General features: G+C 64.8%; 13 protein-coding genes. 6 read left to right on the top strand and 7 right to left on the bottom strand.

Annotated features, from left to right (window positions below; genetic code table 11):
- Positions 1-17: 17 nt before the first annotated feature.
- Entirely contained in the window at positions 18-2,171 is a 2,154-nt protein-coding gene (locus AC19YX_RS02770; protein ID WP_078471341.1) for a type I secretion system permease/ATPase, read from the top strand.
- Entirely contained in the window at positions 2,161-3,537 is a 1,377-nt protein-coding gene (locus AC19YX_RS02765; protein WP_201130701.1) for an HlyD family type I secretion periplasmic adaptor subunit, read from the top strand. The genes AC19YX_RS02770 and AC19YX_RS02765 overlap by 11 nt, the downstream gene beginning before the upstream one ends.
- Positions 3,538-3,731: 194 nt before the next feature.
- Here the strand turns inward: AC19YX_RS02765 and AC19YX_RS02760 are convergent, their stop codons facing one another.
- From AC19YX_RS02760 to AC19YX_RS02730, 7 genes are all read right to left on the bottom strand, one after another.
- Positions 3,732-4,679, bottom strand: coding sequence for a diguanylate cyclase (locus AC19YX_RS02760; RefSeq protein ID WP_500605611.1), 948 nt, complete (start codon positions 4,677-4,679; stop codon positions 3,732-3,734).
- 134 nt (positions 4,680-4,813) lie between these two features.
- Entirely contained in the window at positions 4,814-5,716 is a 903-nt protein-coding gene (gene dapA / locus AC19YX_RS02755) for a 4-hydroxy-tetrahydrodipicolinate synthase (RefSeq protein ID WP_500605610.1), read from the bottom strand.
- A gap of 303 nt (positions 5,717-6,019) precedes the next feature.
- Positions 6,020-6,193: a hypothetical protein gene (locus tag AC19YX_RS02750; RefSeq protein WP_500605609.1), complete on the bottom strand. Its 174-nt coding sequence runs from the start codon at positions 6,191-6,193 to the stop codon at positions 6,020-6,022.
- Positions 6,194-6,221: 28 nt separating this feature from the next.
- Positions 6,222-7,271 (bottom strand): beta/alpha barrel domain-containing protein, encoded by a 1,050-nt coding sequence (locus AC19YX_RS02745; protein WP_421547035.1) that lies wholly within the window; start codon positions 7,269-7,271, stop codon positions 6,222-6,224.
- A 22-nt stretch (positions 7,272-7,293) separates the two neighbouring features.
- Positions 7,294-8,226 carry a DUF6282 family protein gene (locus tag AC19YX_RS02740; RefSeq protein ID WP_201130705.1) on the bottom strand — a complete coding sequence of 311 codons (933 nt, stop codon included), beginning with the start codon at positions 8,224-8,226 and terminating at the stop codon, positions 7,294-7,296.
- Positions 8,227-8,258: 32 nt separating this feature from the next.
- Positions 8,259-9,029, bottom strand: coding sequence for an HpcH/HpaI aldolase family protein (locus AC19YX_RS02735; RefSeq protein WP_500605608.1), 771 nt, complete (start codon positions 9,027-9,029; stop codon positions 8,259-8,261).
- Positions 9,026-9,430, bottom strand: coding sequence for a cupin domain-containing protein (locus AC19YX_RS02730; RefSeq protein WP_421547033.1), 405 nt, complete (start codon positions 9,428-9,430; stop codon positions 9,026-9,028). Before AC19YX_RS02730 ends, AC19YX_RS02735 begins: the two co-directional genes overlap by 4 nt.
- A 264-nt stretch (positions 9,431-9,694) precedes the next feature.
- On the opposite strand from AC19YX_RS02730, the gene AC19YX_RS02725 reads away from it, so the two are divergent.
- The 4 genes from AC19YX_RS02725 (at position 9,695) to AC19YX_RS02710 (ending at position 15,165) form a co-directional block, all read left to right on the top strand.
- Entirely contained in the window at positions 9,695-11,125 is a 1,431-nt protein-coding gene (locus AC19YX_RS02725) for an NAD-dependent succinate-semialdehyde dehydrogenase (RefSeq protein WP_500605607.1), read from the top strand.
- Between the two features lie 30 nt (positions 11,126-11,155).
- Positions 11,156-12,748, top strand: a complete 1,593-nt coding sequence (locus AC19YX_RS02720; protein ID WP_421547031.1) for a GMC family oxidoreductase — start codon at positions 11,156-11,158, stop codon at positions 12,746-12,748.
- 59 nt (positions 12,749-12,807) lie between these two features.
- Positions 12,808-14,151: an MFS transporter gene (locus AC19YX_RS02715; RefSeq protein WP_500605606.1), complete on the top strand. Its 1,344-nt coding sequence runs from the start codon at positions 12,808-12,810 to the stop codon at positions 14,149-14,151.
- A 192-nt stretch (positions 14,152-14,343) separates the two neighbouring features.
- The gene (locus AC19YX_RS02710) at positions 14,344-15,165 is read left to right on the top strand and encodes an IclR family transcriptional regulator (protein ID WP_078471330.1); all 822 of its coding nucleotides are present in this window, start codon (positions 14,344-14,346) and stop codon (positions 15,163-15,165) included.
- Positions 15,166-15,211 lie beyond the last annotated feature (46 nt).

Genomic DNA, 15,211 nt, shown 5'->3' with positions numbered 1-15,211 from the left:
GTTAAGAGAGTGTCAGCTTGGATTCTGAAATAGGTTCGGTGCAACTTACCCATGACCCGCGCAGTCAGCATGATGATCCATTGCTCGACGGCTTGTTGACACTCTGTTCGCTGCATCACAAGCCCGCCAGTCGGGCGATGCTCACCACCGGCTTGCCCTTGGCCGCCCAGCGCCTGGGCGCCGAGTTGCTGCCCCGCGCCGCGGCTCGGGCCGGCCTGCAGGGGCGCCTGCTGCAGCGCAAGCTGGAGCAGATCCCTTCCATCGCGCTGCCAGCCATGCTCCTGCTTAAGGAAGGGCGGTGTGCGGTATTGCTCGGCTGGGAAGGCGACACCGCGCGTCTGCTGCTCAGCGAAAGCGACGGCGGCGAAGTGCGGGTTGACCGCGAATTGCTGAGTCAAGATTACAGCGGTCGGGTTTTCTTCGCCCAACCGCAACATAAATTTGACGTTACCAACGGCACGCTGATCCCGCGTGCCCATTCCTGGTTTCGTGAAACCCTCAAGCGCTCGCGTTGGCTGTATGCCGACGCCATCGCGGCGAGCCTGGTGATCAACCTGATTGCCCTGGCGGCGCCACTGTTCGTGATGAACGTGTATGACCGCGTGGTGCCGAACCAGGCCACTGCCACCCTGTGGGTGCTGGCCATTGGTATCTGCGGTGCCTACCTGTTCGACCTGCTACTCAAGGGCCTGCGCAGCCTGTGCCTGGACCTGGCCGGTAAAAAGACCGATCTGATCATTTCGGCGACGCTGTTCGAGCGCATCGTCGGAATGGCCATGAAAGTGCGTCCGGCGCGGGTCGGCAGCTTCGCGCAGAACATCCATGAGTTCCAGGGGATGCGCGACTTCCTGACCTCGCTGACCCTGGCCAGCCTGATCGACTTGCCCTTTACCCTGATCATCCTGCTGGTGATCGCGCTGCTCGGTGGCCACCTGGTGTGGATCCCGATCGTCGCCTTCCCGCTGGCCCTGGGTATTGGCCACCTGCTGCAAAAGCCGTTGACCGCGACCCTGGAGCGGACCATGGCCCTGGGCGCCGAGCGGCAGTCGAGCCTGATTGAAACCCTCGCCGGGCTGGATGCGGTAAAGGTCAACAACGCCGAGAGCGAGCGCCAGTACCAGTGGGAACAGACCATTGGCACCCTCAGTCGCCTGGAGCTGCGAGTCAAAGTTCTGTCGGGCCTGGCCATGAACATCACCCTGCTGATTCAGCAGCTGGCCGGCGTGGCGATGATCATCTTCGGCGTGTACCAGATTATTGACGGCACCCTCAGCATGGGCGGCCTGGTGGCCTGCTACATGCTCAGCGGTCGCGCCCTGGGGCCGCTGGCCCAGCTGTCGGGCCTGTTGACCCGTTACCAGCAAGCCAAAGTGACCATGGTCTCGGTCGACCAGATGATGGAGTTGCCGCAAGAGCGCAACTTCGACGAGCGCCCCCTCAGCCGCCAGGTGCTGCAAGGTGCGATGGAGTTCCGCGCGGTCGATTTCACCTACCCGAACCAGCAGACCCTGGCCCTGCGTGGGGTCAACCTCAACGTTCGGCCGGGGGAAAAGATCGGCATCATCGGCCGCAGTGGCTCGGGCAAGAGCTCACTGGCCAAGTTGCTGGTCGGCCTGTACCAGCCGGACTCGGGTTCGTTGCTGGTGGACGGCGTAGACATCCGCCAGATCGATGTCAGCGAGCTGCGTCATAACATTGGCTATGTGGCCCAGGACATCCAGCTGCTGGCCGGTACCCTGCGCGACAACCTGGTGTCGGGTGCGCGTTACGTGGATGACGAAATGGTCCTGCAGGCCGCAGAGCTGGCCGGCGTCCATGAGTTCGCCCGGTTGCATCCGCAGGGTTATGAACTGCAGGTCGGTGAACGCGGACAGAACCTTTCCGGTGGCCAGCGGCAGAACGTGGCCCTGGCCCGTGCGCTGCTGCTCAACCCGCCGATCCTGTTGCTCGATGAGCCGACCAGCGCCATGGACAACACCGGCGAAGAGCGCCTCAAGCAGCGGCTGCAGGCCGTGATCGAAAACAAGACGGTGATTCTGGTGACCCACCGTGCCTCGCTGTTGAGCCTGGTGGATCGCCTGCTGGTGATCGACCGTGGCCAGATACTCGCGGACGGCCCGAAAGCCGCCGTCATGGAAGCGCTGAAAAAGGGGCAGATCAGTGTTGCTTAAATCAGGCCCAGGCCGCTTCAAGGATGCAATCCTCGGTTACTTCAAGGGCGGCGACGCGCTTGACGATCAGCCGTTACCCGAGGTCGAAAAGGCCCTGATCGACGATGCACCACGCATCGTGCGCCTGACCATCTGGGGGGTGATCGGCTTCTTCGTGTTCCTGCTGCTGTGGGCGCACTTTGCGATTATCGACGAAGTCACCAAGGGCGAAGGCAAGGCCATCCCCTCGTCGCGGATCCAGAAAATCCAGAACCTGGAAGGCGGCATCGTCGCCCAGATCTACGTGCACGAAGGGCAGATCGTCGAGGCAGGTGCCCCCCTGGTGCGCCTGGACGACACGCGCTTTGCCTCCAACGTCGGTGAAACCGAAGCCGACCGGGTGGCCATGGAGCTGCGGGTCGAGCGCCTCAGCGCAGAAATCGACAACCGCCCGCTGAATATCACCGACGCTGCACGCAAAGCCGTGCCTAATCAGGTGTCCAACGAAGAGTCGCTGTACCAGAGCCGACGCCAGCAACTGTCGGATGAAATCGGCGGCCTTCAGCAGCAACTGGTGCAGCGTCAGCAGGAGTTGCGCGAGTTCGGTTCCAAGCAGGAGCAGTACCGCAACAGCTTGAACTTGCTGCGTCAGGAAATCGGCATGTCCGAACCCCTGGTGCAGCAGGGCGCGATATCGCCGGTGGAAGTGTTGCGCCTCAAGCGGTCCGAGGTGGAAACCCGCGGCATGCTCGATGGCACCACCCTGGCCATTCCCCGTGCCCAGGCCGCGATCAATGAAGTACAGCGCAAGATCGACGAAACCCGCGGCAAGTTCCGCAGTGAAGCCCTGGCGCAGTTGAATGAGGCGCGCACCAACCTGAGCAAGGCCCAGGCCACCTCCAAGGGCCTGGAAGACCGCGTCAGCCGGACCATGGTGTCCTCGCCGGTGCGTGGCATCGTCAAGCAGATGCTGGTCAACACCGTGGGCGGGGTGATCCAGCCCGGCAGCGATATTGCCGAGGTGGTGCCGTTGGACGACACCCTGCTGGTGGAAGCCAAGATCCGCCCGCAAGACATCGCCTTCCTGCATCCGGGCCAGGAAGCGATGATCAAGTTCACCGCCTACGACTACACCATCTACGGTGGCCTCAAGGGCAAGCTGGAGCAGATTGGTGCCGACACCGTGCAGGATGAAGATAAGAAGAACACCTTCTACATCATCAAACTGCGCACCGACCGCAGCCACCTGGGCACCGATGAAAAGCCGTTGCTGATCATCCCGGGCATGGTTGCGTCGGTTGACATCATCACCGGCAAGAAAAGCATCCTGAGCTACCTGCTCAAGCCCATCATCAAGTCTCGCGCCGAAGCCATGCACGAACGCTGATCCCGCCGTAGCCGCTGCCGAGCCCCGCGAGGCTGCGCTGTCCATAACAGACGCCGAATTGCCCTGAGTGAATCGCGTTGGCCATCCGGGCCAGCGCAGCCTCGCGGGCTCGGCAGCGGCTACAGGGCATCATTCAGCCCAACGCCGCAGGCCGGAACAGACGCCGACATCACCAAAGCAAACGGCATCCGGTGCTACTTGCCAAATGCGGCGTATACCGCGCCCATGCGCCCCTGATCCTTGGCCTGGTACAGCAGGCGGTCGACCTGTTCGACGAAGTCCAGGGCCGAGGTGTCCGGGGCGGCGAGGGTGGTGCCGACGCCAAGACTCAGGCTCAGCAGGTCGCTGACGCTGGAGGCGGCGTGCGGGATCTGTTGCTGGCGCACCAGGTGCAGGCATTTATCGGCCACCCGTTGCGCCGCCAGGGCGTCGGTTTCCGGCAGCAGCCAGACAAACTCCTCACCGCCGATACGCGCCACGAAATCCCGCCGGCGGTTGGTCGCCAGGGCCAGGGTCTGGGCCACGCGGCGCAGGCAGTCGTCGCCCTGGATATGGCCGTAGTGGTCGTTGTACTGCTTGAAGTAATCGATATCGAGAATGATCAGGCTCAGCGGCAGTTGGCTGCGCTGGGCACTGGCCCATTCACGTTCCAGCACGGTGTCGAACATGCGCCGATTGGCGATCCCGGTCAGGCCGTCCTGGAAGGAATATTCTTCGAGCTGCTTCTGCAATCGCAGCAGATGCTCTTCGGTTTTCTTGCGCTCGCTGATGTCGAACATAAACCCCACCAGCGCCTCGACTTCGCCGTCCTTGCGCACCACATGCACCACGTCGCGGATCCACACATAGTCGCCGCTCTGGGTCAGGGCCCGGTAATCGGCTTCGTGGTCGACCCCGGCGCGGGATTGAGACACGCAGAACTCCACCACATAGTCGCGATCGTCCGGGTGCATGCGCTCCACCCAGTCATTGACCCCGACCCAGCTGCCCTGGGGCCAGCCCAGCAGGCGTTCGATCTGCGGGCCGATGTAGCTGAAGGTCATGGTCTGCCAATCGATGCGCCAGGGAATGGCCTGGGTCGATTCCAGCAGGGTCTTGTAGACATCGCTATCGGTTGCGGCGGGCACGTGGCTTGAGGTCATGGCGGGCGAGATCTCGGCGAGGAAAAACCAGCGGCAGCATGCTGGCGATTCTCGCCGTGAATCAAGGCCTATCGCTGCTCGGGCGATGGAAGGTGCGGCGTGTTCGCCGCTCCCTTCATCACCCGCCGTCGACCCTACAGGGCGAGGCTGGCCGCTGCCGGTTTTGCCCCGGCGTTCTGCAGCGCCGCGAGCCGCTCGCGCAGTTGCAGAACGGTGTCGGCGCTGCTGTTGTGCATGGGCGCTCGCAGTTCGTCATTGATCAGGCCCTGCAACGCCAGGGCGCTTTTGACCGGCGCCGGGTTGGGCTCGACGAACAGGTTCTGGATCAGCGGCAGCAAGCGGAAAAACGTCTCCCGGGCTTCAGCCAGCCGACTGTCAGCCACCTGTTGATGCAGCTGCACGAACAGCTCCGGGTGAATATGCGCCGACGCGGCGATGGCCCCGGTGGCCCCCAGGCACAGTGCGCTGAAGATCTGCGGGTCTTCGCCGCACAGCAGGTCGACATCGCCGCTGGCCAGCAGCGCCAGGGTGGTCTGCAGGTTGCCGCCACAGTCCTTGATCGCCACGATCCGTGGGTGCTTGACGATCGCCAGCAGCGTGTCCTGGTGCAGGGTCACGCCGGTGCGATAGGGAATGTCGTAGAGAATGATCGGCACGCTGCTGGCGTCGGCCACGGTGCTGAAGAAGGTGTGCAGCGCGGCCTGGGACGGGCGGATGTAGTAGGGCGCCGGCACCAGCAGGCCGGCGACCGGGCGTTGCAGGATCTGCTGTTGCTGGTGCAGCAGATCCGCCAGGTTGTTGCCCGCCAGGCCCATCATCACCTGATGCCCGGGCGCCAGTTCCAGCACCGCGTCGAGCACCGCCAGTTGCTCGGTCTTGCTCAAGGCCGCCGCCTCGCCGGTGGTGCCGCACACCACCAGCCCGGCGACGCCGCTGCGCAGCAGGTGCAGGGTCAGGCGGCGCAGCGCGACAAAATCGATGGCGCCCTGGTTGAAGGGCGTGACGATGGGGACCCAGATTCCTTGAAACGATGACATGCGTGTTCTCCTGATGGTTGACCGTTGGGTCGCCGCCAGAAGAGTAGAGGGGAATCAAGCAAGGGCAGGGTGTGCGTAGCGCTCGTGTCCGGTCAGCTCATCTGACGGGACACAGCGCCCCGGTCACATGAGCGACTGTTTCTTCGATTTAGAGGTGCAAGCCAGGCGAACCCCGGCCTTGGCAGTCAAGCCAATGGCGCAGAAATGGGGGTTGCAGGCTGGGGACATGAATACACACTCGTTAATCAGGCGCACATTTTTAAAAGCTGGCACCGGGTTTGTCAATTGCCGATTGGCGCGGGTTCACACCAGCATCAGTCGCCAGGACTCGACGATCTCATGGGCGATGCGCCGCCACCGCGAGCGCGGCCCGGCCCGCTGCCCGCTGCGGTCCACGGTGAGCGTGCCGCGCAACTGCCGCGCCGCCTCGGGTGACAACCAGTGCCAGCGCTGGCCGGCGGGCAGGTGGGATGGCATGTCGTTGCTCCTGATTGGATGAAGGCGTTCAGTCGGTGCTCGGGGCGAAACCCTGCCAATAGTCCGGTCGGTCGTCCTGCTGCTGATAGCTTTGCACCTGATCGGCCGCGCGCCCCAGCAGCTCGCCGGCGCTGCAGCCGTGGCGGGTCAGGTAGGCGTCGAGTTCGTCGATGGCCCGGCGCAACACGTCGTAGCCGCCGGTGAACACCGCCGAGGTCAGCTCGGTGGCACAGGCGCCGGCCAGCAGAAAACGCGCCACGTCCAGGCCGCTGCGGGCGCCATTGGTGGCGATCAGCGGGAAGTCGCGGCCCAGTCGCTGGCGGGTCAGCATCAGCCAGCGTGCGGTCAGCGGCAGGGCCCAGCTGCCACCGATCGCGGCCGAGGTGCCGAGCAGGGGGCGCTGGCTGTCCAGGTCCGGAATGAAGCCCATGAAGCGCCCCATCATCACCACGCTGTCGGCACCGCCGCGGCGCGCAGCCTCGGCCAGGCCGACCACGTCTTCGCTTTGCCCGGTGAGCTTGATCCACAGCGGCAGGCGCGTGGCCTGGCGGATCCTGGCGACGATCTGCTCGATCCGCGCGCTGCCCCGCTCCAGGACAATCGCGCCTTTGGCGGCTTCTTCGCCGTGGGGTGCACCGATGTTCAGCTCCAGGGCGCGCAGGCCGGCCTGTTCGATCTGCACCGCAAACTGCGCGCAGCGTTCCAGGTCGCCGAGGATCAGGCTCGGGATGACATAGGCGTCCTGCTGGCGGGCCTGTTGATCGAGCCCGGCCAGTTCATCCAGCCAGCCGTCGAAGTCTCGCTGGACCAGGCCCGAGCGGCCGAACAGGCTGGCCTCGGGAGGCGGCTGGAAATTCCACGGCAGGCGATTCCACTGGGCATCGAGCAAGGTGTAGTCGGTCTTGTCCAGTTGCTGCTTGGCGGCGGTCGATTCGTTGGTCGACTTGGCGATCACCGCCCCGGCCCCGGTGGCCAGGGCACGCTTGATCGCCGCCGCATTCATGGTGTGTTCCCCGGCGCCACAGATCACCGGGTTCTTCAGGGCCAGGGCCCCGATGTGCGTCGTCAGACGGCTCATGTTCGCTCCTCGAAAGCCCGGCTCAGATGTTCATCAGGCGGGCGGCGTTGAGGGAGGTCATCTTGCGCACATCGTCGTCGCTGTAGCCCAGGTCGAGGACGCTGGCGATCACGCTGCGAAAGCCGTCGACGATTTTTGGGTTGCCCTGCTGGCCGAGGTCCGAGCCGAGGATGGTCAGGTCCACGGTGCCGGCCTCGATCACCTGGGCCAGAAACTCACCGTCGTAGAATTTGAACTTCGACCCGGGCACCCACATGCACATGGAGTGCTCCATGTACACGCCCTCGCTGGCCAGTTGGCGCATGTCGTCCAGGGTTGCGTCGACCACGTAGGTCGGGTGGTTGACCAACAGGCGCTTGACCCCGCGCTTGCGTGCCTCCTCGAACAGCGGCCAGATTTCCCGGATATTCAGGTGCCCGGCAGACAGCACCACGTCTTCGGCGGCGATCAGGTCGAGGATGCCTTTGACCTCTTCGCGCAGCTTGCCGTCGTCGTCCAGCACCGTGAGCGGGATCGGCTGCAGCATGCGCTGGGTGGTCTGGGGGAATTTGTCGACGAACTTCACGTCCTGGTGATGGTGGGCAATGTGGTTGGCCGAGGAAAAGGTCGGCATCCACACCAGCTTGGCGCCGAGTTTCAGGCCGTGTTCCACCGCGTGGATATTCAGCCCGCCCACCGAGTTGTTCAGTGGCACGCCGGACAGCATCTGCACGTTCAGCTCGCTGAAGTGTTTGTTCAGCAGGCTGGTGACGGGCGTGCAGGAGTAGTAGTGGTCCTTGAGCAGCACGGCCTTGAGGCCGGCGGCGGAGGCTTCCTGCATGGCTTCGATATGGTCGCAGTAGCGGGGCATCACCGAGGGGCCGCTGTGGCAATGCAGGTCGATGGCACCGCGTACCAGGCTGTCGATCCGGGCTTCGCGTTCAGGGTTGTCGAGGGGCTTGAGGGTGGCGTTCATGATCGGGGCACCTGTGGGTAAGGGGGCTGTGTTCAGCGTGCGAATAACGGGCGAAAGGCCTGGGCCTGCGCGGTCCAGCCGGTGCGCAGTACGGCCTGGTCCGAGCCGAGGATGAAAAAGCTCGCGCCGTGGGCGGCGTAGCGCGGGATGTCTTTGAGGTCGGCGACGAACAGCCCGGCGGCCTTGCCGGCACGCCGCGCCACCTGCAGGGTGTGCAGGGTCGCCTGTTCCACCTCCGGGTGGTCGAGGTCGAAACGGCGCAGGGACACCGCCAGGTCGGCGCGCCCGACGAACAGGCAGTCCACCCCGTCGACAGCGGCAATCTGCTCCAGCTGCGACAGGGCACTGGCGTCCTCGATCTGGCAGATCAGCGCGGCGCGACCGTCGTGAAAGTCCACGTGCCGGGCCAGGGGCAGGGCGCCGTAACCACCGGCGCGGGGCGAGTTGGAAAAACCGCGATTGCCGTCCCGGTAGCGGGTGGCGGCGACGATTTCCCGGGCCTGGTCGGCCTGGGTGATGTGCGGCAACACCAGCCCGGCGGCGCCCAGGTCCAGGGCCTGGAGCAGGGTCCCCGGACGGCTGTCGGGCACGCGCACCAGACCGGCGACCGCCGCGGCCCGGCAGGCCAGCAAGGCGATGTCCAGGCTGCTGCCGGTGAAGGCCGCATGCTCGGCGTCCAGCACTACCGCATCGAGGCCGGCGCCCCCGGCAATCTCAATGCCGGCATGGGCCGGGGTCTTGATGAAACTGCTCAGTAACGGCTCGCCGTCGAGCAACCGCTGACGCCAGGTCAGGCTGCTCATAGGGCACCGGACTCACGGGGCTCAGGGGCGCTGAATTCCGCCGCCTGATACTCCACCAGGTGCTGGTAGTCGTCGCGCAATGGCGAGAACACGTCGAGGTTCATCACCACCTCGTCGCCCAGGGGCTCGGCGTAGTGCACCACGTGGGGCGGGATGCGCAGCATGCTGCCCGGGCCGCCTTCGATCACTTCGTCACCCAGGTGAAAACGCACCCGGCCCTGCACGATGATCACCAGTTGCTCGAAGGTGTGGCTGTGGGGGAACACGTCCATCCCCGGGGTCAGCCAATTCATTACGCAAAGGGTGTCGTCGCCGCGAAAGCCGACACGCTCGACCCCCTTGCGCACGGTTTCGCGGGGCAGGTCATTCCAGTTGTGCAGCAGGGCCTGGGCCAGGTTCATGGTGCATCTCCTCAGTCTTCGGGGCAGCGAAGGCGGGCTGTCCGATTTTGTTTTTGTTTCTTTCTGAAGAATAGTGTTTCTTCTGTCGATAAAAGCTACTCCCGAAAAACCAGCCCCGTCAACTGCCCGCCAATAACTTTTAAAGCCCAATGCAATGACTTGACAGGGGCAAAAGCTGCGCCCTAGGATTGTGTCACTCAAAAAAACAATGTTTCGCACAGAAGAATACAAGGCGAAACCTTTCCAGCAGCGCGAGGAGCCACGATGCGTGTTATCCAATCCATCCTGATCGACGGCCACTGGTCCAGCGGCAGCCATGAACAACAAGGGGCCGTGTTCAACCCGGCCACGGGCGAGCAGATCGCCAGCCTGGGTTTCGCCAGCCCGGCGGACCTCGACCTGGCCCTGGCCGCAGCCGCCAGGGGCTTTGAGGTCTGGCGCAAGACATCGGCCTATGAGCGTTCGAAAATCCTGCGCCGGGCCGCCGATCTGGTGCGCGAGCGCTCCCAGGCCATTGCCGAACTGATCACCCTGGAACAAGGCAAGCCCCTGGCCGAAGCACAGATGGAGGCCTTTGGTGCCGGCGACCATATCGACTGGTACGCCGAAGAAGGGCGCCGGGCCTATGGGCGGGTGATTCCGCCGCGCCAGCGCGGTGCCCGGCAGATCGTGCTGCGCGAGCCGATCGGCCCGGTGGCGGCCTTCAGTCCGTGGAATTTCCCGGTCAGCCAACTGGTGCGCAAGATTGCCGGTGCCCTGGCTGCCGGGTGCTCGATCATTGCCAAGGGGCCGGAAGAAACCCCTTCGTCCTGTATCGAACTGTGCCGGGCGTTCCAGGATGCCGGGGTGCCGCCCGGGGTGTTGAACCTGGTGTTTGGGGTGCCGGCGCAGATTTCCGAGTACCTGATCCACTCGCCGGTGATCCGCAAGATCTCTTTCACCGGTTCGGTGCCGGTGGGGCGTGCCCTCGGTGCCCTGGCCGGGCAGCAGCTCAAGCGTTGCACCCTGGAGCTGGGCGGGCATGCGCCGTTCATTGTCTGCGATGACGTGGATGTCGAGGCCGTGGCGGCCTTGGGCGCCGGCTTGAAGTTCCGCAATGCCGGGCAGATCTGCGCCTCGCCGACCCGCTTTTTTGTCCAGCGCAGTGTCTATCCGCAGTTTGTCAGCGCCTTCAGCAAGGCTGGCGCGGCCTTGAGGGTGGGCGCCGGCCACCTGGCCGACAGCCAGATGGGGCCCCTGGCCAATCCGCGTCGGGTGGCGGCAATGCAGGCCTATGTCGACGATGCCCTGGCCGTGGGCGCAACCCTGGCCACAGGTGGGCGCCCGTCCGAGGCGCCGGGTTTCTACTTTGCGCCCACGGTGTTGACGGATGTGCCGGACAACGCCCGGGTGATGCACGAAGAACCCTTTGGCCCAATTGCCTCGATCGTGCCGTTCGATGACCTGCAACAGGTGATCGACCAGGCCAACGCCTTGCCCTTCGGCCTTGCAGCCTTTGCCTTCACCCGCTCGATCGCCCGCGCCACCCTGCTTGCCGACGAGCTGCAAAGCGGCATGGTCTCGATCAACCACTTCGGCATCGCCGCGCCGGAAACCCCCTTTGGCGGGATCAAGGACAGTGGTTATGGCAGCGAGGGCGGTAGCGAAGGCCTGGACGCCTACCTGACCACCAAGTTCGTCAGCCAGGTCGGCTGAGGCTGTTCGCGACGTATCAGGAGTGTTGCCATGGACACCCATGACTTTATCGTCATCGGCGCGGGCTCGGCCGGCTGCGCGCTGGCGGCCCGGCTGGTGCAGGCCGGCAAGCGCGTGCTGTTGCTGGAGGCCGGCCCGGCGGACAACCATCCGTACATCCACATCCCGGGGACCTTTGTCCGGGTCCATGGCACGTGCCGCACCTGGATGTACAAGACCGAGGCCGAGCCCTTCGTCAACGGACGTCAGGTCTACATTCCCCAGGGGCGAACCCTGGGCGGTGGCAGCTCGGTCAACGCGATGATCTATATCCGTGGCCAGGCCGAGGACTATGAGCAGTGGCGCGACGCCGGGTGCCCGGGCTGGGGCTGGCAGGATGTGTTGCCGGTGTTTCGCCGCTCCGAGGCCAATGCCCGACTGGGCGGCGAGTTGCACGGCCAGGGCGGGCCCTTGAAGGTCAGCGACCCGCGCCATCGCCACCCCTTGAGCGAGGCGTTCGTCAGCGCCGCGCAGCAGGCCGGGGTGCCGCTGAGCCAGGATTTCAATGGGGCGCGGCAGGAGGGGGTGGGGTTCTATCAGACCACCACCGCCGACGGGCGCCGGGCCAGTTCCGCCGCGACCTATTTGCGCGGGGTGCGCCACAGCCCGCTGCTCAAGGTGCTGACCGGGATGCACGTCACCCGCCTGCTGCTGGAGGGGCGACGCGTGGTGGGCGTCGAAGCCCGCAGCCAGGCGGGCGCCTTGCAGCGTTTTGCCTGCAACGCAGAGGTCATCCTCAGTGCCGGGGCCATTGCCTCGCCGAAAATCCTCCTGCTGTCGGGCATCGGTCCGTTGCAGCATTTGCACGACATGGGCATCTCGCCGGTGCTCGACCTGGACGGCGTGGGGCGCAACTTCCAGGACCACTTGAGCGCCTCGGTCTACGGCCAGACCCGTGAGCCCATCAGCCTGCTGGGCCATGACAAAGGGCTCAAGGCGCTGAATCACGGCTGGCAGTACCTGACCCGGCGCCAGGGCCTGCTGGCGTCCAACGTGGTGGAGAGCGGCGGCTTCGTCGACACCCGTGGCTGTGGCCGGCCCGACGTGCAATACCACGTGGTGCCGGCCCTGGTCGGGGATGTCGATCGCTTGCCGCCGGCGGGCCACGGCATCTCGGTCAACCCCTGTGCGCTGCGCCCAAAATCCCGGGGTCGGCTGCTGTTGCGCAGCCGCGATCCGTTCGACCCGGTGTCACTGCGGGCCAATTACCTCAGCGACCCGGATGACATGCTGACCCTGATTGCCGGGGTCAGGCTGGCGCAGAAGATTATGCGCGCGCCGGCCCTGGCGCGCCTGCTCAGCGGCCCGTTGCTGCTGGCCGATCGCGACGATTTGCCGGAGCAGGACTACGCCGACTATGTGCGCAGCGTGGCCAAGACCGTGTTCCACCCGGCAGGCACTTGCAAGATGGGCAGCGACGCGCAGGCGGTGGTCGCTGCCGATCTGCGGGTGCGCGGCATCGACGGCCTGCGGGTCGCCGATGCCTCGGTGATGCCGAGCATCGTCAGCGGCAACACCAATGCGCCGAGCATCATGATCGGCGAGCGCTGCGCCGACTTTATCCTGCAGCGCCCGGCCGCCTGATTCCCCGGGATGCCGGGGCGCGGCAGCGATTCTCTACAACAACAATAAAGAGAGCCTCGATGAACCTACTTTCGCGCAGCACCTTCGACAACGAGCCCGACTGGCGGCTGTACAACAGGATTGCCTGGCGCATCCTGCCGTTTCTGTTTGTGTTGTACGTGGTGGCGTTTCTCGACCGGGTCAATGTGGGGTTCGCCAAGTTGCAGATGGCCGCCGACATCGGCCTCAGCGATCTGGCGTTCGGCTTTGGCGCCGGGGTGTTTTTCATCGGCTACTGCCTGTGCGAGATCCCCAGCAACATGCTCCTGCAAAAGCTCGGTGCACGGTTCTGGATCGCACGGATCATGGTGGTGTGGGGGCTGCTGTCGATTTCCATGATGTTTATCCAGACCCCCACCGCCTTCTACGTGCTGCGCTTTTTGCTGGGCATGGCCGAGGCCGGGTTCTACCCCGGGGTGGTGCTGTACATGACCTACTGGTTCCCGTCCTGTGCGCGCTCCCAGGGCATGGCCTATTTCAATCTGGGTATTGCCATGGCCGGGGTGCTGGGCAGCCCGCTGTCGGGCTGGATCATGCAGAACTTTGCCGGCGACCTGGGGCTGGCCGGCTGGCAATGGCTGTTTTTGCTGGAGGGCTTGCCGGCGGTGATCCTGGGGGTTGTGGTGTTTTTCTACCTGGATAACGGGCCCGGCCAGGTCAAGTGGCTGAGCCCGGCGCAAAACCTGCGGGTCCAGGAGCAATTGCGTGAAGAGCGCCAGCGCAACCAGGGCCAGGGGGCCGACCACCGTTTTCGCGCGGCCTTCGTCAACAAGGGCATCTGGTGCCTGATCGTCACCAACTTCAGCTTGCTCTGCGGCACCTACGGCGTGTCGTTCTGGATGCCGCAGATCGTCAGGAACCTGGGGGTGCAGAGCCTGTTCGATACCGGCCTGATCGCGGCGATTCCGTTTGCCGTGGCCTCGGTGTGCATGATTGTGGTCAGCAAGCATTCGGACAAGACCCGCGAACGGCGCTGGCACGGCACCCTGTGCGTGGTGGCGTCGGCCTGCGGGCTGATCTTCAGCGGGTTGTTCCATGACAACGCCTACCTGTCCCTGGCCGGGTTGAGCCTGGCGATGGCCGGTGGTTTGTCGGCGTTCTGCGTGCTGTGGGCGCTGCCCGGGGTCTTGCTGACCGGCACCGCCGCTGCGGCCGGGATTGCCCTGATCGCCACCGTCGGCAACCTCGGCGGTTATGCCAGCCCGTTCATGATGGGCTGGGTCAAGGACAGCACCGGGCACCTGGAATACGGCCTGTATGTGTTGGCGGCCATTACCCTGCTGGGGGCGGTGAGCATGTTCGCCGTGCCGCAGTTACGAGGCGGGGCACGGCTGGCGCCAGGAGGCAGGGCACTCAAAGTCTGAATCGACGGCGTCGGCCAGGCCACACCCGGAGCGCGTTTTCCCCAGGGAAACCGCGCTCCGGGTGTTGTGCGTTGTGCAATCAGCTGTTTCTTCAGGCGATACAATCGGCAAGAATAGCGAAATGCTTTTTCGGCGAAGAGCGGCGCAGGAACGGGGTTCCTGCCCCCCATGCGATACAAATAGAGGTGAACAGTGAAGGCAGAAGATAAGGATGGCAAGGAAGGCACCAGCAGTGGCCCGGTGCTGCTGGAGTCGGTGGAAATGGTGTTCCGCCTGCTCGACGAACTGACCGCTGCCCGGCGTCCGCTGGGTGTGACCGAACTGGCGCAGCTGTTGCAGACCGCCAAGCCGCGCACCTATCGTCACCTGGCCTCGATGCGCCAACTGGGGATTCTGGAACAGGACCCCAGCACTGAAAAATACCTCCTGGGTTCACGCCTGGTGGCCTACGGCGAGGCGGCCAGCGAGCAGTTTGACCTGCGGGCCCTGGCCGATCCTTACCTGACCCGGATCCGTGACAACACCGGGCAGAGCGCGCTGCTGGCGGTGGCCACCCATGATTCGGCGCTGGTGGTGTCCTGTGTGGAGTCCAAGGCCAATGTGTGCATCTCGGTCAAGCCGGGCAACCGCGTCTTGCCCTACTGCTCGGCCCAGGGCCGCACGGTGCTGGCGTTTTCCGATGCGGCGACCCAGCAGCGGGTGATGCGGCGCAAGATGCCGCGCCTGACCGAGAACACCATGTGCGACCCCGAGGCGCTGGCCGAGCGCCTGGCGCTGATCCGCGAGCGGCTGTACGACGATGCCGACGGCGAAATCACCGTCGGCATCAATGCCCTGTGCTGTCCGTTGTTTCGCGAGAATGACGTGATTGTCGGCACCATCGGCATCGTCGGCCCCAGCTCGGCGATCCCGGTGCCGCCCCCGGCCAATATGCTCAAGGAATTGCAGGCCGCCGCGGCAGAAATCAGCGAACGCCTGCACGCCGCGACCTACACCCGCAAACCGGCGCGCTAGGCCCGAGGTTCCAGGCTCCTACAGACCGAGCCTGGAACAGGTGTCG

The sequence above is a fragment of the Pseudomonas sp. MF09150 genome, from assembly GCF_059862355.1.
Note: the sequence above shows the minus strand (reverse complement) of the source record. Positions and strands in the feature narration are given on the sequence as shown.